At 45.3% G+C, this 24,091-nt stretch carries 17 protein-coding genes; 16 read left to right on the top strand and 1 reads right to left on the bottom strand.

Annotated features, from left to right (window positions below):
* Positions 1–9 precede the first annotated feature (9 nt).
* Positions 10–1,767 (top strand): sensor histidine kinase, encoded by a 1,758-nt coding sequence (locus M3629_RS07165; protein ID WP_251503522.1) that lies wholly within the window; start codon positions 10–12, stop codon positions 1,765–1,767.
* Positions 1,752–3,389 carry a response regulator gene (locus M3629_RS07170; protein WP_251503525.1) on the top strand — a complete coding sequence of 546 codons (1,638 nt, stop codon included), beginning with the start codon at positions 1,752–1,754 and terminating at the stop codon, positions 3,387–3,389. The genes M3629_RS07165 and M3629_RS07170 overlap by 16 nt, the downstream gene beginning before the upstream one ends.
* Before the next feature lie 120 nt (positions 3,390–3,509).
* Here the strand turns inward: M3629_RS07170 and M3629_RS07175 are convergent, their stop codons facing one another.
* The gene (locus tag M3629_RS07175) at positions 3,510–4,274 is read right to left on the bottom strand and encodes a helix-turn-helix domain-containing protein (protein ID WP_251503528.1); all 765 of its coding nucleotides are present in this window, start codon (positions 4,272–4,274) and stop codon (positions 3,510–3,512) included.
* Between the two features lie 274 nt (positions 4,275–4,548).
* Here M3629_RS07175 and M3629_RS07180 point away from each other — a divergent pair, with 274 nt between their 5' ends.
* The 14 genes from M3629_RS07180 to M3629_RS07245 all read left to right on the top strand — a co-directional run bounded on the left by M3629_RS07180 (position 4,549) and on the right by M3629_RS07245 (position 24,091).
* Positions 4,549–5,904, top strand: a complete 1,356-nt coding sequence (locus tag M3629_RS07180) for an extracellular solute-binding protein (protein ID WP_251503531.1) — start codon at positions 4,549–4,551, stop codon at positions 5,902–5,904.
* A 106-nt stretch (positions 5,905–6,010) separates the two neighbouring features.
* A complete protein-coding gene (locus M3629_RS07185) occupies positions 6,011–8,908 on the top strand; it encodes an extracellular solute-binding protein (protein WP_251503534.1) in 2,898 nt (965 codons plus the stop codon).
* A 58-nt stretch (positions 8,909–8,966) separates the two neighbouring features.
* Complete coding sequence (locus M3629_RS07190; RefSeq protein ID WP_423246135.1) at positions 8,967–9,884, top strand: carbohydrate ABC transporter permease; 918 nt, start codon at positions 8,967–8,969, stop codon at positions 9,882–9,884.
* 2 nt (positions 9,885–9,886) lie between these two features.
* A complete protein-coding gene (locus M3629_RS07195) occupies positions 9,887–10,762 on the top strand; it encodes a carbohydrate ABC transporter permease (RefSeq protein ID WP_090915952.1) in 876 nt (291 codons plus the stop codon).
* Positions 10,763–10,828: 66 nt separating this feature from the next.
* Positions 10,829–12,253 carry a hypothetical protein gene (locus M3629_RS07200; RefSeq protein ID WP_251504618.1) on the top strand — a complete coding sequence of 475 codons (1,425 nt, stop codon included), beginning with the start codon at positions 10,829–10,831 and terminating at the stop codon, positions 12,251–12,253.
* Positions 12,237–12,872: a YIP1 family protein gene (locus tag M3629_RS07205; RefSeq protein ID WP_251503538.1), complete on the top strand. Its 636-nt coding sequence runs from the start codon at positions 12,237–12,239 to the stop codon at positions 12,870–12,872. Before M3629_RS07200 ends, M3629_RS07205 begins: the two co-directional genes overlap by 17 nt.
* 16 nt (positions 12,873–12,888) lie before the next feature.
* Complete coding sequence (locus tag M3629_RS07210) at positions 12,889–15,459, top strand: DUF5696 domain-containing protein (protein WP_251503541.1); 2,571 nt, start codon at positions 12,889–12,891, stop codon at positions 15,457–15,459.
* 53 nt (positions 15,460–15,512) lie between these two features.
* The gene (locus M3629_RS07215) at positions 15,513–16,358 is read left to right on the top strand and encodes a carbohydrate ABC transporter permease (RefSeq protein ID WP_251503544.1); all 846 of its coding nucleotides are present in this window, start codon (positions 15,513–15,515) and stop codon (positions 16,356–16,358) included.
* A 17-nt stretch (positions 16,359–16,375) separates the two neighbouring features.
* A complete protein-coding gene (locus tag M3629_RS07220) occupies positions 16,376–17,323 on the top strand; it encodes a carbohydrate ABC transporter permease (protein ID WP_251503547.1) in 948 nt (315 codons plus the stop codon).
* Positions 17,324–17,392: 69 nt separating this feature from the next.
* Entirely contained in the window at positions 17,393–17,554 is a 162-nt protein-coding gene (locus M3629_RS07225) for a hypothetical protein (RefSeq protein WP_251503550.1), read from the top strand.
* A gap of 91 nt (positions 17,555–17,645) precedes the next feature.
* Positions 17,646–19,358, top strand: coding sequence for an RICIN domain-containing protein (locus tag M3629_RS07230; RefSeq protein WP_251503552.1), 1,713 nt, complete (start codon positions 17,646–17,648; stop codon positions 19,356–19,358).
* Positions 19,359–19,678: 320 nt separating this feature from the next.
* Complete coding sequence (locus M3629_RS07235; protein WP_251503555.1) at positions 19,679–21,994, top strand: helix-turn-helix domain-containing protein; 2,316 nt, start codon at positions 19,679–19,681, stop codon at positions 21,992–21,994.
* 288 nt (positions 21,995–22,282) lie between these two features.
* Positions 22,283–23,137 carry an ABC transporter permease gene (locus tag M3629_RS07240; RefSeq protein WP_123063785.1) on the top strand — a complete coding sequence of 285 codons (855 nt, stop codon included), beginning with the start codon at positions 22,283–22,285 and terminating at the stop codon, positions 23,135–23,137.
* A gap of 27 nt (positions 23,138–23,164) precedes the next feature.
* Positions 23,165–24,091: a carbohydrate ABC transporter permease gene (locus M3629_RS07245; protein ID WP_251503561.1), complete on the top strand. Its 927-nt coding sequence runs from the start codon at positions 23,165–23,167 to the stop codon at positions 24,089–24,091.

A 24,091-nucleotide genomic window follows, 5' to 3' on the forward strand; every position in this document is an offset into this window, starting at 1 on the left:
GGGAGTTCGTTGTTCAAGATACCGGCACAGTCGTGGTTTAACAGTATATTTGCACGGCTGATTATGACCTACCTGGTTTTTGTCATACCTTTAATTCTTCTGGGCGTGTATTTGTACCATTGGAGCTATGATACGGCAAGTCAGGAAATCTCTTTATCAACAGAGAGGCGGTTAAGTCAGTATGCAACCGAACTTAACCGGGAGATTGAGTGGATGGAGTTGCAGCAGTTTGACATTGCAGAGGACCGCAAGCTGAATCGGCTGGCGATCCTCTGGAACAATATGGACCAAATTGAAAAACGGGAGATACTAAACTATTTGTCCGAACGGCTTGCCTCTTTCAAAAACAGTAGTGTTTATATTAAGAACGTTTATGTACATATCCCTACAGTCAACAAGAGTATCTCCGCAGTGCAGGGCATTGATGAATTTAATAGTGCCTCATATGATTATTTCAGTTCTTTCGCTCAAGAAGAAAGCATTCGCTTCACTGTTAAAGACGATACCCTGAATCTGAGTGCTGTCCGTTTAACAGGCAGAATGGGAGACGCACCACTGTTTGTTGTTCAGGTGGAACTGGATAATGTTGCTTTTCAGAATGAATTATCTCAACTTAATCTCTACCCTGAAAGTGCTTCGCTTCTTATTGAAGACAAAACAGGCTTTGCTATTTTGGACCGGGAAGAGCGCGAGATCATTCTTGCCAACTACCGTGAATATAGTCAAAAGAACTCCCTTGGAAGCATTCGCGTAAATGTAGAGGATACAGTGTACCATGTGAACCAACATCATATGGAACCTCTTGGTTTATCCATTGCTACATATTTGCCTGAGAAGATGGTAACCAAGCCCTTGAGTAAATTTTATAAATGGGCATGGATATTTGCGATCACATCGTTTATTGCGATTTCAGCTTATCTCTATTCTACGTACAAACTGATTCACATTCCTTTATTGTTGCTGGTCAAAAGGTTCAAAAAGATGGAGGGCGGGGTGCTGGATATCCCGATTGTACATCATCGCAAAGATGAGTTCGGATTCTTGTATGGCCGCTTTAATCATATGATTGAAAATCTGCAATTGCTGATTGACCGTGATTTCAAAAAAACGATGATGATGCAGCGAGCTGAATTAAAGCAGCTTCAATCACAGATTAACCCCCATTTTCTGTACAATAGTTTCTTCATTCTAAACTCGCTTGCGAGAACCGGAGAGACGGAACGGATCGAGCAATTTACCAACATGCTTGGAGAATATTTTCGATTCATTACACGTAATGGGACAGATCATGTGCCACTGAAGGAAGAAGTACACCATTCCCGGATTTATACGGATATCCAGCAACTGCGTTTTTCCAGACGAATCAAGGTTGAATTCGGTGAGGTTCCGCTGGAAATGCAACAGATTCAGGTTCCCAGACTTGTAATCCAGCCGATTATTGAAAATGCCTATGAGCATAGCCTTGAAAAAAATACGACCGCAGGTCTGCTACGTATCCAGTTCCATATGGAGTCATCATGGGCGGAAATTACGGTGGAAGATAACGGGCATGATCTCCAGACAGAAGATATAGAGAAGTTGCAACATAACATGCATCGTGAGACAACGACAGATGACATAACGGGATTAATGAATATCCATAGGCGATTGCTTCTAACATTTGGCGAAGGAAGCGGATTGTTTCTGTCACGAAGTGAGCTACAAGGTTTAAAGGTTGTCATCCGAATCCAGTGGAAAGAGGGGGAACAGGAATGTATCGACTTCTGATTGTAGATGACGAGGAGATTATTACGGATAGTTTGTATGAAACATTTGCGAGACATATGCCGGATCGGCTGGATGTATGCAAAGCATACTCCGCCACAGAAGCACTCTCCTGGATGCGGCGCTCCAGAATTGATATTGTGTTGACGGACATTCGTATGCCGGGCATGAGCGGACTGGAGCTGACGGAAGAGATTCAAAGCCGCTGGCCACAGTGCCGTGTTATTTTTCTGACGGGTCACAGTGATTTTGAATATGCATACAAAGCCTTTCAGATGAACAACGTGCGGTACCTGCTTAAGACAGAAGGGTACGACAAAGTGATGCATATGGTGGAGCAGGTTATGGAAGAGATCAGGGAAAGTCATGATATGCATAATCTTCTGGAACAACAAAGCGAGATTACATCCCGGTTGACTGCATTTAGGCAGGATGAATACATCCGAAGGCTTCTTCAGGAAGGTTCAACTGTTGCTTCATTAATTGAACTTCAGGCTGAACTACTAGAGAGGGAGATTCATCTAAAAGCTGATTGTCCGGTGTTTCTGGTGCTTGCACGATTGAATAAGCTACATGAACCGGCAGAAGTTGAACAAGGGTGTACTGAATCATCTATTCGGATCATTGGAACATCATTGATGAGTGAATATACGGAATGTGTCAGTGCTACGGATCACTATGGTGATACGGTGTGGCTACTTCAGCCTAAAGATGGCCAACAAGATGCAGATCAGCATTTTGCGAGATACATGGAAGGTACCTTAGAGCTTGTCCAGGAGTCGTGTCTTGCTTCACTTGGCGTGTCGATTGCATGCACACTTAGTGGACGGGGGTGTGAGTGGTTTCAACTCCCGCAGCAATACGAGCGTCTGCGCTTGTTACAGTGGATGAAAGTCGGGGATGGCATGTCGATGGTTCTGACAGACAATTACAAGGAGCCTCAAGCGGGTACGCCGAAGGAATCACCGCGGATATCAAGCCGGGTAGAAGCAATGAATGGTTTTCTGGAGACAGGGCGTTTTCAGTCCTTTTATGACATCTTCGAAGAGCTTGTGGGAGAGCTCCTTCAACAGGATATGACGATGGAGCGTGCGATGGAGACATATTATCATCTGGCATTGACCTTTTATGCAGCATTTAATCGTTGGGGGCTCCAGCAGAAAACCCCGGATCAGCGAAGTTTTCTGCATTTGGAGCATTTTCCAAGCATGAAAGATGCCGTTCAATATCTCTATCTGGCAGCCGATGAACTGGTCAACTTCAAACGCTCAAACGAAGAGGAACGTGCGAATATGGTCATCCAGAGTTTGTGTAATTATATCAAAGGTAATCTGGAAAAGGATCTTACGTTGGTGCGCTTGGCGGAACTGCATCACTTTAATCCATCATATCTGTCCAGATTTTTCAAACAGGAGATGGGCATTAATTTATCTGAATTTATTGATGATACCCGAATTCGCAAGGCCAAGGAGCTGCTCATGAACCATGAGCTAATGGTACGGGAAGTTGCACTACAGGTCGGGTATGAATCTGCTCATTCGTTTACGAGGCTGTTTAAAAAACAGACGGGTATGACTCCTCAAGAGTATCGAGAAACTTTACTAACTCGTTCGGCGGGGCGGTAAGTGGTAAGAACGGAATAAAACACGCAGGAATAGCAGCTCCTGCGTGTTTTTCTTTTCATAGATTTTTCTAAACTGAGGATACGTTCCGAATACAACCGGCTCCGTTTATCGATTGTTGAATTATGCCGTGTGAGCTTTTTGCCTGCGGTAGGCATTAGGACTTGATCCAGCATAAGCTTTAAATTTTTTATAAAACCAATCGATATCTCGATATCCAACCTCCAGAGCAATTTCGTAAATCCGCAGATCAGTAGACAGGAGAAGCTGCTTCGCTTTTTTCATTCGTTCCTTCAGCATATAGTCATTAAAGGAAATCTTTTCTTCCATTTTGAACTTTTGGCCAAGATAAGCACAATTAAAATGAAGCATATCGGCAATTTTCTTTAACGTAATTTCTTCATTTAAGTGATCCCTTACATAAGCTTTCACAATCCGGATTACATGGATGGAATCCATCGCTTTGCCATTAAGCTGAATTGTAGGCTTGACGGCAGGTTTTTTTTTCATAGAGACAGGTTCGATTTTGTTCAGAAGTCCACGCAGGCTTTGAAGCAGTGCAGCTGGTCTAACCGGAGAAGGCAAATAATCATTCACTTGATAGGTCATTGCTTTGCGAACGAGTCTGAATTGATCTCTTCCTCCCAGCAAGAGAATGGGTATATCACTTTTTTTTCGAATGTGGTGACACAACCATAATCCTGCGGTATCGCACTGATCTGTGTGCACAACGACAACACTAAAGTCCCGATCAAGCAAAGCGGCGAGAGCAGCGTTGGAAGAGGAAACCGAATCTGTAATTGTAAATGGTAACCTGTTATCTTCCAGAAGCTGTTTAAGCTCTCTACACATCCGGCGACTATAATCAACAAGTAAAACACTGTACATAAAGCATGACCTCACCTTCTCCTGATATTCCGATCAACTGTTCAACTGAAATAAGGTTTAGTTTCATTATGGGAAGAAAAGAAAGCGCATACAATGTGCATTATTTTGCAGAGTGTGCATTTCTTTACCAATTGCAGTTCAAATAACGTAAATCACTCTTCAAATGAACCTGATCTATAATCTGACCGGGTAAATACCTGTATTTAAGCAGGTTGTTTGCGCTTACATTCAAGAGATACACTGTGGTAGCACACGACAATCAGGGGGGAAGACAATGAAGAAAAACAAGTTTATGCTACTGAGTCTTTTGTTTGCGGTCATGTTAATGATCAATGCTTGTAGTTCTGCACCTGCTGCTGAGCCGGCACCCGAAAAACCGGCACCACAAGAGGAGCAAGCACCAGCCGAAACAGAGCCGAAAAATGAAAATTCTACACCTGAGATGGATTTTGACATGGGTGGTAGAACGATTAAGGTTGTGGCGTGGTGGGATATGCAAATTACAGATAACAATCCGGACAATATCAAACGACTCGAGAATCTCGAAGCTTTGAAGAAAAAACACAATTTCAATATCGAATATGTATCCATCGATTTTGGTGAATATCAGGAGAAAGTTGTAGCCTCTTTAATGGCTGGCGAGCCGCTCGGCGACTTTGTTAGACTCGGTAAAAACTATGCTATTCCGGCACTGACCAAACAGGACCTGTTGTGGCCGGTGGATGATTATATCAAGAACGATCAGGTATTCAATCAAAAAACAACCAAGGAATATATGCAATATGAAGGTAAAGGTTACGGATTTACGGAAGATAAGTCTTCGTTTATCAACGGTATTTTCTACAATCGTACTCTGATGCAAGAGCTTGGCCTCAAGCCGCTGCAGGAATATGTTGATGCGGACGAATGGAATTGGGATAACTTCCTGGCTGTAGCCAAACAAGCCAACAAAGACCGGAATAATGACGGCAAGCTGGATACGTGGGGCCTCGCTCAAACGGGTTTGCTTGAACCAATCCTGTATTCCAACGAAGCTTCACTAACCAAAGAGGATAAACAGAACCTCGAAGATCCAAAAACAAAAGAAGCACTTAGTTTCTTGAACAAATTGGCTACAGAGAAAGTGGGCAGACCAACAGAAGGCGGTGACTGGACTGAACCGGCTACCTTCTTCCGTCAAGGAAATACACTCATGTATTCTGGAGCAATGTACGAGATTGAAGGCATCAAAACCGATATGCCTGACTATGATATCGGCTTCCTGCCGTATCCAAAAGGACCAAGCGCTTCGGCCTACCACTCCGGGGAGTCTCGTTATCAAGCGATCACCATCCCTAAAGCGGTAGAAAATCCAGAGCAGCTGATGTACATCTGGGAAAAAATCAACGAGATTGATTCCATCTATGACTATCCGGAACAATCCACGCTTGAAAGACATCTGACCGATGAAGCAGATATTAACAACGCCAGAGAAGTGGCAGCTGGCATGCTTGTTCTCGACCACAATACGTTCCCGTCTCTTCCTTATTGGGATTTTGACGGAGAACTGAAAGAAGGCGTATCCGTATCTACGTTGATTGAGAAATACAAGGCTCCTTTCCAGGCCGCAATTGATGAGGTATACAAATAAGCACTGCTAAATACGGGCAGAACGCGCGGGTAACAAGTGCGGTCTGCCCGGGTTAGTCAATCATTCTTTTGCTGATACGCTTATAGGAAAGGGGATACTTGCAAACATGCGGTCACGTAAGAAAAAGGTACTGATTCTGGCACTTGTTCTGGCTTTGGTGTTCTCGATCATCGTGATCTATCCATCCAAGAATCAGAGCCCCGGGACAGTACATGCACTTGAGGATTTTGAAGCTGTGGCGGGTACAAGGGATTCACGAAGTTATGAACATTATCAGGAAACGTATGCGAGCACTGCCAAACCGGACACTACCGTAAGGATTCAAGGTGAAGCCTATACGGAGGCGGATAACGAAGAGTTCGAGGTGGTGCAAGGATATGAAGGGCTGGATGGCAGTGCTGTTATTACACCCGAATCCGGAACCATTCGCTGGGATGTTCCCGTTGAAGTGAGTGGTTTATATCAGGTTCGCATTCACTATTATCCTGTCGAAGGCAAAAGCTCCGGAATCGAGCGCAAGCTGGAGTTAAACGGGGAAGTCCCTTTCCGTGAAGCAGATGTACTCCTGTTCGACAGGGTATGGGGCAATCGCGAAGATCATGTCCGTCAGGATGATCGCGGCAACGATCTCAGACCAAGACAGGTGGAGAAGCCGGAATGGCAGCTCGCTTCGTTTAGAGATAGTGCCGGATATTTTGAGGAACCGTTCCAGTTTTATTTTGAAAAAGGCAACCAGCAATTATCTTTGACTTCTCTTCGAGAGAGTATGGCGATTGATTACATTGAACTGTATCAGGAAGAGGCCGTTCCCACGTATGCCGAAATCCAGAAGACGTATGATTCGTTAGGTATTAAGGCAGCCAGCCCGATCATGCTGAAGGTGCAAGGCGAAGAAGCGATCACCAAATCTTCACCTACACTTGCGCCCATCTCGGATCGATCCAGTCCATCACTTGAACCCTACGACGTATCCAAAATTCGGATCAATGCCATCGGCGGCGTGAACTGGAAACTTCCGGGGGAATGGGTTGAATGGGAGATTGATGTGCCTGAAGATGGACTGTACCAGATTGCGTTAAAAGTGAAGCAGGATCAGCTTCGAGGCATTTATGCCACACGCAGTCTTACCCTTAACGGCAAAGTTCCGTTTGAAGAGATGAAGCGAATTCGCTTCAATTATAGTCCCTCCTGGCAGACACAAGTGCTTGGGAATGGTGAAGAAGAACCCTATCAGTTCCATCTGGAGAAGGGGAAACACCGCTTACGGATGACCGTCACGCTCGGTGATATTGCCCCGTTACTCCGAACCGTAGAATCAAGCGTACTTGAATTAAATGAGATGTACCGAAAAATTTTGATGATTACCTCCAACAAACCTGATCCACTTCGGGATTATCAGTTGGAGAAACGTATTCCAGAGATGACAGAGATTTTTGAAAAACAAGCTGTGGTACTCACATCTGTCGCTGAGTATCTCGAAAAAGCAACCGGAGAACAGAGTGATAAAGTAGCTATTCTGAATGCCATGGTTGTACAGCTCAAGGATATGGCGGCAAGACCGGAAACCGTCCCGAAACGGTTGGATACGTTCAAAATTAACGTCGGCGGTCTGGGCACGTGGATTCTGACCGTACGTGAGCAACCGATTACGATGGATTATCTAGTTGTCGCTCCTACAGGACAAGAAATTCCAAAGGCCGAAGCGTCGGCGTTCCAACAGGTGAAGCACGAACTTGGTGCTTATGTTGCTTCCTACACGGAAGACTATGACAGCATCGGTAACGTAGAGAAAAAGAAGGACTCAATCACCGTATGGATTACCACCGGACGGGATCAGGCTCAAGTGCTTAAAGGTATGATTGACGACACGTTTACACCGGATACCGATGTGTCTGTACAATTACGGCTTGTGCCGCCGAATATTTTGTTGCCCGCAACGCTGGCCGGAGAAGGTCCTGATGTAGCCATGCAGATGGGTGAAGATATTCCTGTCAACTATGCGATGAGAAATGCGGCAGCGGATCTAAGCAAGTTCCCGGATTTCAAAGAGGTGGCCAGCAGATTCCGGGAAAGCGGAATAACACCTTATGAGTATGACGGTGGAGTGTACGCACTACCGGAGCAACAGCATTTCCCCATGCTTTTTTACCGCAAGGATATATTGAATGAACTGGGTCTGGAGCCGCCAAAAACTTGGCAGGACGTGTATAATGCGATCGCTGTATTGCAAAAGCACAATATGGAGTTCTATCTGCCGATTGAAGATACGCTGAACAACGCCAACATGGTTCCTAACGCAACCTTTGCGATGCTGTTGTATCAAAATGACGGAAATTTCTACACCGAAGATGGGAAAAAAAGTGCACTTGATTCGGAAATTTCGATGGAGGCATTCAAACGGTGGACGCAATTTTATACGAATTACAAATTCCCACTGAAAGCCGATTTCCCGAACCGTTTCCGTACAGGAGAAATGCCGATCGGCATTGCCGATTACACGACCTATAACATGTTGACGGTTTTAGCACCGGAAATCCGCAACCTGTGGGACTTCACGATTGTGCCTGGCACACAGCTTCCGGATGGTTCTATAAGGCATGAGGTAGCTAGCGCGAGTAGTGCGGTCATGATGCTCGAAAATGCCAGCAACAAAGAAGCGGCATGGAAATTCATGAAGTGGTGGACAGATGAGTCAACCCAGATTGAGTACGGACGAGAAATGGAAGGTCTAATGGGGGCAGCTGCTCGTTATCCTACAGCGAACATTGAAGCTTTAGAACAATTACCTTGGCCAGTGAAGGATTACCAGAACCTGGAGAAGCAGTGGGAGTGGGTGCAAGGTATCCCGCAGATGCCAGGGGGGTATTTTACAGGCCGACATCTGGATAACGCCTTCCGCAAAGTGGTTAACGCCAATGAGAATCCGCGTGAAGCCTTGTCAGACTATGTACTGTATATTGACGATGAGATTGAACTGAAACGCAAGGAATTTAATCTGAAATAAAGGAAAGGGAGGGTAACGGTTGCAAGCTAAAACATCCAAGACAGCCGCCGCTCCTGTTATGCATACACGCCAGGTCGGCTGGTGGTCCTTATTGAAAAGGAATCTGTATCTCAGCAGGCATTATTACGTATTAATGGCACCCTTTATGCTGATCTTTTTCATGTTTACGGTTATTCCGGTCGGCATATCGCTCGGTCTCAGCTTTTTTCACTTTAATATGCTTGAATTTCCACGTTTTGTCGGTTGGCAAAACTATTCCCGGTTGTTCCTGAACGACGACGTATTCTTAATTGCACTGAAAAACACGTTGCTGTTTGCAGTGATCACGGGTCCAGTCAGTTATATTGCCTGTTTTTTATTTGCTTGGATTATCAATGAGCTGTCTCCTAAAGTCAGGGCAGTTATGACATTGGTTTTCTATGCGCCATCGATCTCAGGTAATGTATTTTTCATCTGGCTGATCATTTTCTCTGGTGACAGCTACGGATATATGAACGGTTTCCTCATGCGACTTGGCGTGATTCTGGAGCCGATTCAGTGGCTTTCTAACGAGAAGTATGTACTGGGCATCGTTATATTGGTGCAGCTATGGCTTAGTCTCGGAACCAGCTTTTTGGCTTTTATTGCCGGTTTGCAGACAATTGACCGCTCGCTGGTGGAAGCCGGAACGGTGGACGGTATCAAAAACCGCTGGCAGGAGCTCTGGTACATTACACTGCCATCCATGAGACCTCAGTTGATGTTTGGTGCAGTCATGCAGATTACAGCCTCGTTCGCAGTAGCCGAAATTTCGATTGCACTAGCTGGTTTCCCAAGTGTTAACTATGCAGCACATACCGTGGTCACCCATTTGATGGACTTTGGTACGATTCGCTTTGAGATGGGATATGCTTCAGCAATCGCAACCGTCCTGTTTGCACTGATGCTTGGAACGAACATTTTCACGCAAAAAATGCTGAGAAAGATAGGTGAATGACGATGACCAGCAAAGTACGTGCCGTCTTCGGCATGCCGAAGAGACTCAACCGGTCATTTACCGTCAGTTTCATGTTGTTTGCGCTACTGGCTGTGTTCGGATCGTTTATGGTGCTTCCGCTGATTTATGCGGTGAACAATGCCTTTAAGCCGCTGGATGAACTGTTTATCTTCCCGCCGCGCTTCTGGGTGAACAACCCGACGACAGAAAATTTCGCAGATTTGATTAATCTGATGGGTAATTCCTGGGTCCCCTTGTCTCGATATATTGCCAATACACTCCTCATTACACTGGTAGGCACGGCAGGGCACATCCTGCTTGCTTCAGCAGCAGCTTACCCCTTGGCAAAATATCGTTTTCCGGGGTCAAAAATATTATTTACCATTGTTATTCTGTCATTGATGTTCTCGCCTCACGTTACGGCAATTCCGAACTACATGGTGATGTCCTGGCTTGGTTGGATCAACACACACGCTTCCATCATTGTTCCTTCGCTGGCGTTCTCACTCGGGCTGTTTCTAATGAAACAGTTCATGGAACAGATTCCGGATGCGTTGCTGGAAGCAGCGAAGATTGATGGCGCGAATGAATACCGGATTTTCTGGAGCATTGTGATGCCTAATGTGAAGCCAGCATGGCTCACACTTATGATTTTGCAATTCCCTGCACTATGGGGAACAGACGGCGGTAGTTTTATTTACAGTGAAAATCTCAAAACGCTGCATTATGCACTCAGTCAGATCGTACAAGGCGGGATTGCCAGAGCAGGGGTTGGTGCTGCCGTAGCGCTACTGCTCATGATCGTACCGATCACGCTGTTTGTTATCTCTCAGAGCAGTGTGATGCAGACGATGGCTACTTCAGGCATGAAAGAATAGAAAGGAGGCAGCAAAGTGCAGCATAGCACGCGAAAAAGCACATGGAAAGAACGTAAATGGGTCATCATGGGCATGGTCTGCCTCCTGCTGTTCAGTTCAGCAGCACTGCCTGCAAGCGCAGACGGTGATCCAGATGCCTATCACTATTCCTATTACGGAGATACCGTTCCAGCTCCGGCTGCTTATGAAGCCACAACGATTATTACAGGCAAGAAGCTGAATATAACGCCTTTCAAGGAACCGAGTGATATGCATGTTACCGCAGATGAGCGTGTCTATGTGCTTGACTCGGGTAATGGACGAATTGTCGAGATGGATCGCAACTTCAAGCTAGTACGGACAATTGAGTCGTTCCAAAATGACGGCAAAAAAGATCAATTTAAAAACCCGCAAGGATTGTTTGTAACGGAAAAAGGGGATTTACTGGTGGCTGATTCGGATAATCAGCGGGTTGTGCACTTGGATAACAAGGGACAGCTCGTGAAGATTGTAGCTGAACCGAAGTCGGACTTGTTAAACGAGGACTTTCAATTCAAACCGATTCGGATTGTGATGGATCAGGGTGAGCGAATTTACGTAATGGCCTCAGGTGTATTTGACGGCTTCATGGAATTCAGCGCCGATGGCGAGTTTTCCTCTTTCATTGGTGCAAATCGGGTTCAGGTTGATCCGGTTGAATATCTCTGGAAACGATTCGCTACTCGGGAGCAGAGAAGTCAAATGGTCATGTTTACCCCAACCGAGTTCACCAATCTGGATATGGACAAAGAAGGATTTATCTACGCCACCAGCGGTGATCGCGGCAAAGATCCCATTAAGAAATTGAATGCCCAAGGAACAGACATTTTGCGGAGAGAAGGATATTCAGCACCTCAAGGTGATCTGAGATATACCACGGAAGCCGGACCATCACGTCTGATTGATGTCGATGTAGGTGACAGCGATATGTACTCTGTACTCGATTCGAACAGGGGCCGCATCTTTACCTATAATGGCGACGGTTATCTGCTCCATATTTTTGGCGGCATCGGGAACCGGATGGGTTTGTTTAATACACCTGTCGCGCTGGAGCGAGCGGGAGACCGGATGCTTGTACTGGACAAAGCGCTTGGCGAAATTACCGTATTCCAGACGACAGAGTATGGCCGCACACTACATGATGCCGTGCGCAGTTATTACAACGGAGAAGAAGATCAGTCTTCGGAACTGTTTGGCAAGGCTGCCGAGATGAATGCAAATCTGGAATATGCCTATGCTGGTATTGGTAAAGCGCTGCTTCGCCAGAAAGAATATGCCGAGTCGGCGCAATACTTTAAGCAAAGCATGGAGCGTCAAGGGTATTCCAAAGCTTTTCTTCTCTATCGGAAAGAACTGATGCGTGAACACTTTTCATGGGTGATGTCCGGTATATTCCTGGCTGTAGCTGCGTTCGTCACCATCGCCATCGTTCGTAGACAGAAAAGGAGGACAACGAATGCAGGCGTCAAGTAAACAATTGTACCAGTACCCGCTGCATCTTATTTTTCATCCCTTTGACGGGTATTGGGAATTGAAATATGAGCGGAATCAAAAAACGACACTGCTGATCTCTTTGATGATTATGGTGTTGCTCGTCTTCACTAAAATTTTGCAAGCCCAGTACAGCGGCTTTCTGATTAATTTTAACAATCCCAAGTACCTGAACAGCCTGCTTGAGATGGTGTACGTCGTTATTCCCGTGTTGTTCTGGTGTGTGGCCAACTGGTCGCTAACCACTTTGATGGACGGCGAGGGCAAGTTCTCTGAAATTTTCATGTCGACGTGTTTTGCCCTCGTTCCGATGTTTTTGGTGCATTTCCCGTGGATCTGGCTAAGTCTGGCTATTTCTGCGCAGGAAACGGCATTTTATTACTTTTCTAACGCGATTGCGGTTTGCTGGACCGTATACCTGCTGTTTGTGGGTAACATGACCGTGCATCAGTACAGCCCAGCCAAAACGATTCTAACGATGCTACTCACGCTTGTAGCTATGGCATTTATGGCATTTCTATGCCTGTTGTTCTTCAGTCTTGTGCAGCAGATCGTCTCTTTTGTCTACACTATCTATCAGGAATTAGTGCTTCGGGGCTAGGAAGGAGGAAATCACAATGAAATATGCCGCAGCCAAAAAAATAACCGGAATACTGCTGGTGAGTAGCTTACTTCTAAGCGGTTGTCAGTTCTCGCCATCTACGGCGGCTCGCGAGACGGCAGCAGATGTTAGTCAAGTGGAGACTCCTTCCCTGCCTCCCGGAGAAAAACTGAAATCTGCTTTTAGTGATACACGCATTCCCGGCATGATCGGCATCGCCCGAAACAACGCTTTGCAGTTGTTGATCAACGAGGAGACTGCTGAAATTGCCGTTATCCATAGTAAAAGCGGACAAATCTGGCGCAGTAACCCGGAAGAACGCGAGAAGGATGGCATTGCAGCCGGAATTAACAAGGACCTTCTGTCCTCCCAATCCAGACTGAGCTTTTTCAACAGTTCAGGCCAGAGCAGTATGGTGAATTCGTTCACGGACAGTGTTCGGCATAAACAAGTGAGTTACGAAACATTACCGAACGGGGTACGCGTTCACTATCAATTTGGCAACACGGAGCGATCTATTGAAGATCTGCCAGTGAAGATCAGCAAGGAACGTTTCGAACAATATGTGCTGGCGAAGCTCGATAAATCCGGCGAACGGGCCTTGAAAGTAGGATATGCGGAAGATAAAGATGAAGGCGTATACAATCGGATTGACAAAGCTATGCAAGGTCTGCAACTTACCCGTGCACTGAAAGCTTTCGAAGACGCCGGCTACACAGAAGAAGACCTTGCCAAAGATCACGCCGAGCATGGCATTGAGCAGGAACGAAGCGGGCCGCGTCTGTTCATGCTCACGATGGAATATGAACTGGATGGAGATCAACTGAAAGTACGAGTACCAGCATCCGGTATTCATTTTCCAGATGAGTATCCGATAAACACTCTGTCTGTGTTGGAGTATTTCGGAGCCGGTGGGTCGCAGGATGATGGATCAATTCTCGTACCAGACGGGTCAGGAGCACTCATCCACTTTAACAACGGAAAATTGCAGTACCCATCCTACCAGCAGGATATTTACGGTCCGGATTTAACGATGAAGCTACGTGAAGCAAGTTCGAATGAAAGCAAAGCGAGATTGCCTGTTTTTGGCGTGATTCGTCCCGAAGGCGCTTTCCTGGGCATCATCGAAGAAGGGGATGCGGCGGCAGTGGTAAATGCCGATATCAGCGGGAAGCTGAACAGCTACAATAACGTATATCCCAGTTTCTATGTCGTGAACAAAAGTGATATTACACTTCAGTCCAGTGACATGGTTCGCACATTGCCGAAGTTTCAGAATAAACCAACGTCATCTGACTTCGTGGTTCGTTACGCTTTTGTAGGTGCAGAGCAGGCTTCGTATTCGGGTTTGGCCTCACTGTACCGGGAGTACCTGGTACAAACTGGAGGGCTTCCCGAACTGAAAACATCTAATGAGCAGTCTGCTTTTCCGTTTTATCTCAAACTTTTTGGTGGGATGACAACGAGACAACATATGCTCGGTATACCGTATAACTCCACGGAAGCTCTGACGACGTTTGATGAAGGAAAAGAGATTCTCTCGAAGCTGATGGAAAAAAACGTGTCGAACATTCAAGTACGTTATGCCGGATGGTTCAACGATGGATTGCACCATCGATTGCCGGATTCTATTAAGGTCGACGGAGTAATCGGCGGGAAAAAAGGAATGAAAGAGTTCAGCGCTTTTACGAGTGAAGCGGGCATCGGATTTTATCCGGATGTAACCATACTGAACGTACAATCGAAGAAGGGATTCAGTCCATCGAGTGAGGCTTCCCGGTCTTTAACGCAGGAACCAGCGGTCCTGTATCCAATGGATCTGGCTTTGGAGCGACGGACGAAGGATGTATCTATTTCCTATGTCCTCTCACCGAATGAGATTGATGATGTAACAACAGATATGCTCAAGGAGATGAAACCGCTTGAGGTAAAAGGCATTTCTCTGAAAGATATGGCTGAGCAGTTGAATAGCGATATGAATCCGAAGAAATTGCTTGATCGTACGCAGGCACTGGATACGGTTCGAAAAGCTTTTGAGCAGATTAAGCAACAAACAGGCTCCATCGTGGCTGAAGGCGGGAACGCATACGCACTGCCTTATGTTACAGGTCTTACGGATGCTCCGATGAGCAGTAGTCGGTTCAAACTGGAGGACGAAGAAGTTCCGTTCTTCCAGTTGGTCGTGCACGGTAGTATTCCTTATACCGGTTCTCCATACAATCTGTCCACGTATACGGATGCGAGACAGTATGTGCTGAAGCTGATTGAATATGGAGCTAGCCCTTATTTTGCCTGGTTTAATGCTCCGAACCATGTGGTGAAAGAAACGGATTACAACCATCTCTATGCCGCGAATTACGAGCAGTGGATTGATCTGGCAGCAGACATCTATAAGGAAGTAAGCCAGGTGAACCAGTCGTTCACTGGACGTCCAATGATTGCTCATGAATCTCTGAGTGAAGGTGTATTCCGAACAACCTATGAAGGCGGAAGATATGTGATTGTCAATTACAATGACTCTCCTGTTGAAGTAGATAATCATACCGTAGAAGCCCTAAGCTATCTGACTGGTGGTGAGCAGCTCTGAAGACACTCCTGAAATTCAAATGGGGAAGTCGTACGTATGCTCAACAGAAAGCGATGTGGGGTGTTGTCTACGTACTTCCGTGGCTGATCGGATTTGTATTGTTTTTCTTCGTTCCGCTGCTGGCGTCTCTGCGATACAGCATGAGCACCATTCAAGCCAACGCAGAAGGAATTGCGATTCAATTTACGGGGTTCGCCAATTATGTTCAGGCACTTACCGTGAATACAAGCTTTAACCGGGCACTAATTGAGTCCATTACAGATGTACTTGTGAACGTACCGCTTATTGTCATTTTCAGTTTGTTCCTTGCAGTCATTCTGAATCAGAAATTCAGAGGCCGTGCTTTAGCCAGATCGATCTTTTTCTTGCCTGTTATTCTGGCATCTGGCGTTATTATGTCGCTCGAAAGCACGAGTTTGATTGAAGCTGTAAACCAGAACAGCACCGGGGGAAGTACTTTTGGCACATTGGAACTGGAAGGTCTGATGCTCAATGCGGGCGTAAGTGAATGGATTGTTACGTATTTAAGCGGGGCTGTAGACCGAATCTACCAGATCGTCAGTCAATCGGGAGTACAGATTTTGATTTTCCTGGCCGGTATTCAGACCATCTCTCCGCAGCTGTATGAAGCGTCCAAGATGGAGGGGGCGACAGGATACGAGGCATTCTGGAAAATCACGTTTCCGATGGTCAGCCCGCTGATTTTTGTGAACGCGATCTATACGATTATCGACTCCTTTGCGAATAATGCAATGACGGAATTGATCCGTGATACGGGATTTGTCAAATTTGATTTTGGTCTTAGCTCTGCGATGGCTTGGGTATATTTCGTAGCGATTGCCATCATTCTTGTGATCGTATCGATCATTTTCTCAAAACGAGTCTTCTATCAAGATTAGAAAGGAGGGCATTCCGCGTGACAACATCACGATTATTATCGCTTGAGCAATGGAAGAGCTGGCTATGGTCCATCATTCGATTTGTTCTGATCACCGGACTTTCCTTTGTCATTTTATTTCCGATATTCCAAAAAATATCCACATCGATCAAAGCCAAGGGTGATCTCTATTCGGCAGTCGTTGTATGGATTCCTCAGAACTTCTCGATCGACAATTTTAAGCAGGCTATTCGTGTCATGGATTACTGGGCTACGCTGTTCAATACGTTTGCGTTGTCTGCAACAACAACACTGTTGACTACAGCATCATGCGCGCTTGCAGGTTATGGATTCGCCAGATTGAAGTTCAAGGGTAGCAACTGGCTGTTTGCAGGCGTCATTCTGACGATTCTTGTGCCGCCTACAACGATTCTCATTCCGGTGTATTTGAATCTGAAAAGCTTTGATCTGATGGGGCTGATGACGCTGTTTTCCGGAAAACCGGTGAACTTGCTTAATACGTACTGGCCGTTTATTCTGACAGCCGTTACCGCAAATTCACTAAAGGCAGGTTTGTATATCTTCATATTCCGCCAATTCTTCAGAGGCATCCCGAAAGAAGTAGAGGAGGCGGCATACGTGGACGGCGCAGGCATCAGTCGCACATTTACCCGTATCATGCTGCCGAATGCCATCCCATCCATAGTCACCGTCATGCTGTTTTCCTTCGTATGGCAATGGAACGACAGCTTCTACACAACGACGTATCTGACTTCGAGTAAAGTCATGTCAACACAGCTATCGTCGTTGCCGTACAATCTCGCTCAACAGGTTACAGACGGTGCAGCTTCTCAGGCCGATCCGTTTTATCTGAGCATGATTCAGGATACAGGTATTCTGCTTGCGATCCTGCCGTTAATTATCATTTATTTGTTTGTGCAACGATATTTCGTGGAAAGTGTGGAGCGCACAGGTATCGTAGGATAGACGCGTAGAGCGAAGAGGTGTGCCCCTATAAAATATTCAAGTATTCCTATAAGAAAGGAGGAAAATCTCATGAATGATTCTGAGAAATATTTTAAGGACTATACCAAGGAAGCTTACCTTGATGAGGTTAATTGCAGGGAATGGCGTACAGCTAATCTTATGTGTTACAGCCCGCGTTATCATTGGATATGGAATGGCTTAAGGGAGCGCGCGCCAACCGAGTCTAGATGAGATTAAATCTTGATCTTGCTAAATATCAGGTTTGAGGGTAGCTTCCTATCGCAGTAATGTAAGCCAATTTAATCAAACAGGAGGAATAGCAGTGAAAAAGTTCATGATGTCTTGCAAGCTTTTACTCGTTCTGGCATTACTGATTACGATTGCTCAATGGGGCGGTAGCCAAGCGGATGCTTGGGTAGGTATGCCTATGGGGAAACTAAAAGTGAGTGGCAAAAACTTGGTCAACAGCAACAATCAACCTGTACTCCTTAATGGCTGGCATCAACCTTCCGGCGCATACTGGACGTATCAGGACAGCAATTATTACCTCAACCTTCATGGTAACAATCGTCATGCCGCAACATTGGCCTATCTGAAAGACATCACAGACACATTTGCAGATACCAGTCCGAAATATGGCAGCAATCATGGCTGGAAAATGAATCAGGTGCGTCTGTTCATTGACCGTCAAGACATGGGAGATGTGGCGGCAGGTACATACAACTTTGCCGGTGTGCAGACTGTGACGCAGAACGTCATCATTCCTTATATCCAGTATGCAAAAACCAAAGGGGTATATGTCGTTTTGGGACTCGACTTCACCTTGAAGGATGACCAGGCCACAACAGCTGCCAACTTGCAGAAATTCAATCAAATCTGGGGTTATCTTGCCTCCCGTCCAGAGATTAAAAGTGCAGACAACGTTCACTTCGAACTGATTAATGAGCCGGTGAAATCGTATGCCAACGGACACTGGGGTGGTTACAACGGGGAGAATGATTTTGTGGATCACTGGAATGACTTGCGTAATTTCCAAAACTCTATGATCTCCACGATTCGTAATCAGGGCGCAGATAATGTGATCTGGGCTGCGGGTCTAGGTTACAATCAGTTCTACAGCCTGACAGCAAGTCATCCGCTTACTGACCCACTGAACAACTACGGTTATGCTGTACACTGGTATCCAGGATACGGAGCGTATGACAACTTCAACATTTTGCAAGATCAATGGAATACCAACGTCAAGGCGGCTGCCGATAAATATCCAATCAACATCACAGAAGTGACATGGTTCAAAAACAAGCCAGGTGATTCAGCTTATTGGAATCTGTTCAATGGTAGTAATGAAGGTTTCGGAACGAACACCAAAAGAATTTTCAATGCGGCAGGTAATGTTAGTATCGCGGCTCATATGAATGGTTTTATCTTAGAACCTGGCGCACGCAGTTCATTCGCTGATCCAACCGCAGGACTGAAATGGGATGGAGATGCTTCACGCAGTGCGATGGGACGATTCTTGTTCACTTGGTACAATGAGCGCTCCCAGAATTATGGTAGTGGTACTCCAACCAATCCAACGAATCCGTCTACAGGTCTGGTGTCTGGTGCAACGTACAAAATTGTAGCGCGTCATTCCAATAAAGTAATTGATGTTCCTGGTGGTCAAAATCAGAACAACCTCCAATTACAACAATGGAGTGATCTGGGCGGCAATCCTCAGAAGTGGGTGCTGACTTCCATTGGTGGGGGCAACTACACGCTGACGAGTGTCAATTCACCGGATAAAGTAATCGACATTCGTAACGGTACACAGACTAATGGTGAGGCCGTGCAGCTCATGGCTAATCTGAATACAACGGCACAGCATTTTAAAGTGAATGATCTAGGCAATGGCTACTACAGCATTATTAACGTCAACAGTAATAAAGCTATTGAAGTTGAGAACGCTTCCACATCGGATGGAGCCAAACTGCAACAGAACACCTACACCGGTGCAACGAATCAGCAGTGGAAATTTGTTGCCGTTAGTAATTAACTAACATCAACATTCCCATCACTTAATTAGTGGCAACAAATAACCTTTTCAGGTCATCTAATGACTTGAGAAGGTTATTTGTATTGTATTTAGATATGGTTGCAACAAGATAGAATGAGCGAAAAAGGTTGTCATTCATTGCCTTTGTCTCGTGAAGTTGCACATTACGCTGTAGAAATCAAGTATTGTATAGCTACAGGTGTAAATGTACCATAGGGAAGAAGTTGTACCTTCACTGTTCAGAAATGCCCGTTGTATCATGAAATGATGATCATAAACCGTTAAATGTAAGCGCTTGATTAGAAAAAGGGGGGAGTACATTGAAGCTCCTATGGTCCAAATTTTCACCGATGTTCCGTCGTTATTTGATTTCGTATGTAATCATTCTAATGATTCCACAGATCGCCGGATACGCTTCTTACCGCGCATCCATAGAAGCGGCGAGGGCTAGCTCAATTGAAAATAGTCTGAAGTCTCTGAATTTGGGAAAAGAAATCATTGAACGAAATCTGCTACAGGTCGAGGCGTTTACAAGGCAACTAGCCATCAATCAGGATCTGTACCGTTTGATTGCCGATCCCAAACCACTGGATACCTACAATGTTTATGGTATAGGTAAAATGCAGCGAAGTTTATCGATGTACAGCAGTACAAACGAATACTTATCTCACTTTTTTATTTACATTCCAAACTATAACGTCATTATTACACCCAATACGGTCTATTACAGACCAGAACATTACTACGCAGCCAACGCGTTGGAGGGTATGACCTTCGAACAGTGGAGCGAACGTATTTTGAAAAAGCCACACTTTAATGAGATTATTCCACTTCAAAACTACAAACGTGAAATAAGCAGCAACTTGCGAACCACGGCACCAGCAATTACCTTTCTGCAATCCTTACCACTGAATAGTTTCAATAAACCACAGGCTACCATTGGTGTATTAATCGATGAAGATGAGATGGCTAGCCTGACCCAGCATATCGTTGATCAGTATGGCGGCTGGACTTTGGTTCGAGATGCGAACGGCGAAATTATCTTCTCACGCGGTATTGAAGAAGGAGAAGCGCAGCGTTTGGCGCAAAATGTGGGTAACGATTCGAATGAGGTACAGCCTATTGAAGATGGCCGGCTGCTCATATCCATTCATTCAGATCGAAACGGCTGGAGTTACATGGCAGGTATTCCCGAGAAAGCACTTATGACCAATGCGGATCAGATCAAGAAAGTGACATTGGCCTTTACGCTTGCAACATTGACGCTTGGTTTAGGTTTTGGACTGATCCTGGCCTATCGAAATAGTGCCCCCATCTACAAACTGTTGTCTGCCTTCCGAGAACAAGTCAGTGAACCTTCAGGTAAAAGGCGTAATGAGTATGATTTTCTAGCAAGCCATATTCATCATTTAATCGCCAATAATCAATCGCTGGAGAACGCGCTGAATGAACAAATTCCGCTCTTGCGCGATGGATTCATCAAACGTCTGCTTACGGGTGAGTTCTATACTACTCGTGAACTGGAAGCTATTTCTTCTCAGACACAACTATCCATTGAGAACAGCCAGGGGATCACTGGTTTGCTCAAGGTGAACGGTTATGCGAGTCTGGATAGCGAAGAAACGATTCAGGAGCTTGGTGTGGCGAAATTAATTATCAGACAGACAATGACAGAATGGAACGAAAGTCTGCTGATGACGGACTGGGGCACAGATCAGATTGCTTTTATATGTCCCGTAACCGAGATGCCGCTGGAAACAGCAATACGTCATTGTGAGTCTGAACTCAGCAGATTAACCGAACTCATTTATAAGGAATACCGGATATCAACAACAATCGGTACCGGAGCCGCATACGAAGTTTGGAATGATGCAGGCCGTTCATTTGATGAAGCCAAACAGGCCATGGAATATGCGATTCATATGGGAGCAGATGAGCTCGTCCGATTTGAAGATACATTGAAGGAAAATGAAATGTACTATTATCCCATTGAGTCAGAACAGCGTTTGCTGAATACGATCAAGGCAGGAGAACTGGAAGAGGCTCTTCGTATTTTGGATCAGCTGTTTGCACGCAATTTTGAAGAGCGCGAACTTTCCTATGAGATGGCACAACAATTTATTATGGAGTTAAAGGGAACATACCTGAAGCTGGATGAGCCCAAAATCAAACACGATGATTCCTTTGCAGAAGAATACAAAAATGGTGTCACCAGTATCCAGATTACCGATTCCATTGCCGCATTACGTGGTAAATTTAAGCGCTTAACCGAAGATATGTGCAAAGAAGTGCTGCGAAAAAGATCATCCACACATGCGGATACCGTGCAAGAAATTACGTGTTATATTGAAAATCATTATGGCGACGCGAATTTGACGATCTGCCGAATCTCCGAGCATATGGGGAAATCCGAAAAATTCATCTCTCAACTATTCAAGGAGCATACCGGAGAGAATCTTTCCGATTATGTGGAGCGGGTGAGAATCAATGCAGCATCTGAACTGCTTCGGGAAAGTAATCAGACCATCGATGAAATTGCACTTTCTACGGGATATAACAGTGCGCATTCTTTCCGCAGAGCATTCAAGCGTGTACGCGGTATTTCACCAAGTGTATTTCGGAAGATGGATAATTAGGTCGGTGAATGTACGCTGTAGATATAGTATCCATACGTATAATGTACGCTGATTTCCGAGATGTACCTTTACGATTCCCTCAGGCCGAACTTATGATATGAGCACAAAGAAAGCGTTACCAAAACAAGGTGACGCTCACTTCAACCATAGGGTTCACAGACTGGGGGGATGATTCTGAGAACAACAATCACAAGTGAAAGCAAGTCCGGTGTGAAGGAGCGCAAGCGATCAACGTTACAGCATGCGCTAGCCAGAAGTTTCAGGAGGCATTGGCAGTTATATCTGCTTATTTTGCCTCCGGTGGTGTACTTTATCGTTTTCAAATATGTACCCATGGTGAATACGGTCCTGGCATTTAAGGATTACAACGTCATCAAAGGAATTTGGGGTAGCCCTTGGGCTGGCACCAAGTATTTCGACCTGCTTTTCCAGAATCCCGCTTTTATGATGTTAATCAAAAATACGCTTCTCATCTCATTTTACAGTCTCATTGTCGGATTCCCGATCCCGATCTTGCTGGCACTGGCTTTGAATGAAATCAAAAACATGAAGTTTAAGAAAACCGTACAGATGGTAACCTACGCACCTTATTTCATATCCACGGTAGTTATGGTATCGATTATCATGTTATTCCTCTCACCGAGGCTTGGTATTGTCAATACTATAGCAGGCGCACTTGGATTTGAATCGGTGAATTTTCTTGGTAATCCAGATATGTTCCGCTCGATCTATGTCTTTTCCGATGTATGGCAGAGTATGGGATATTCAGCAGTCATCTATCTGGCTGCGCTTGCCGGCATTGACCCTTCATTGTATGAGGCCGCCAAAGTGGATGGAGCTAATCGGCTACAGAAGATCATTAACGTGGATTTGCCCGGCTTGTTGCCGGCAGCCGTCATTATTTTGATTCTAAGTGTCGGAAATATCATGGCGGTAGGATTTGAGAAAATATACCTTCTGCAAAATCCTTTAAACTTATCGGCATCCGAAATTATCTCCACGTATGTGTACAAAATGGGATTACTCAATGCGAACTATAGCTTCGCAACAGCAGTTGGTTTGTTCAACTCTGTCATTAATCTCATCTTATTGTTAACGGTCAATGCAGCCGCAAAACGGCTGTCCAATACAAGCCTATGGTAACCACACGGAGGGGAGGAGACTTGAAGGATGTCTAATTTACAATCACAGGCAGGTCGTTCACGAGCGAACAAAAACCCTGTCATTAGAGAATCGCTTGGGGATCGTCTGTTTATTACGGCAATCTACATCATTCTGTCACTCGTGCTGGTTGCTGTACTGTATCCATTGATCTACATTGTCAGTTCATCACTCAGCAGTCCGTCAGCCGTTTCTTCAGGCAAAGTATGGCTCTGGCCAGTTGATCTCTCATTCGAAGGATACAAAGCTGTATTGCGGAATGAACAAGTGCTGATGGGTTATGCAAACTCATTGTTCTATACAATTTGCGGTACGTTTATCAGCGTAGCGTTAACGATCATGATTGCTTATCCATTGTCCAAAAAGACTTTTGTCGGACGCAGCACGCTAATGATTTTCATTACGTTCACGATGCTCTTTGCTGGTGGTTTGATTCCAACATATCTGGTTGTTAAATCCCTGGGACTCATCGATACACGCTGGGCACTTCTAATTCCGAATGCAATCTGGGTGTGGCAAGTCATTATTGCGCGAACCTTCTTTCAAAATTCCATACCGGATGAGCTTTCAGAGGCGGCTGATATCGATGGGTGCAGTGATATTCGGTTTATCTTCAGTGTCATATTACCACTTGCCAAGCCGATTGTAGCTGTACTGTCGTTGATGTACGCGGTTGGTCAATGGAACGCTTACTTCGACGCACTCATTTATCTGAAATCGCAGTCGCTCTACCCGCTACAGCTGATTTTACGAAGTATTCTTATTCTAGGTAGCTCAGGCAATATGGATGCTTCCGAAATGATCAAACAACAGCAAATGGCTGAACTGATGAAGTACTCCTTGATTGTCATGGCCAGCTTACCGGTTCTGATCATCTATCCTTTTGTACAGCGTTATTTCGTGCAAGGTATGTTGATTGGCTCAGTTAAAGGATAA

Source organism: Paenibacillus polysaccharolyticus (assembly GCF_023714295.1).
GTDB classification, from domain to species: Bacteria; Bacillota; Bacilli; order Paenibacillales; family Paenibacillaceae; genus Paenibacillus; species Paenibacillus polysaccharolyticus_A.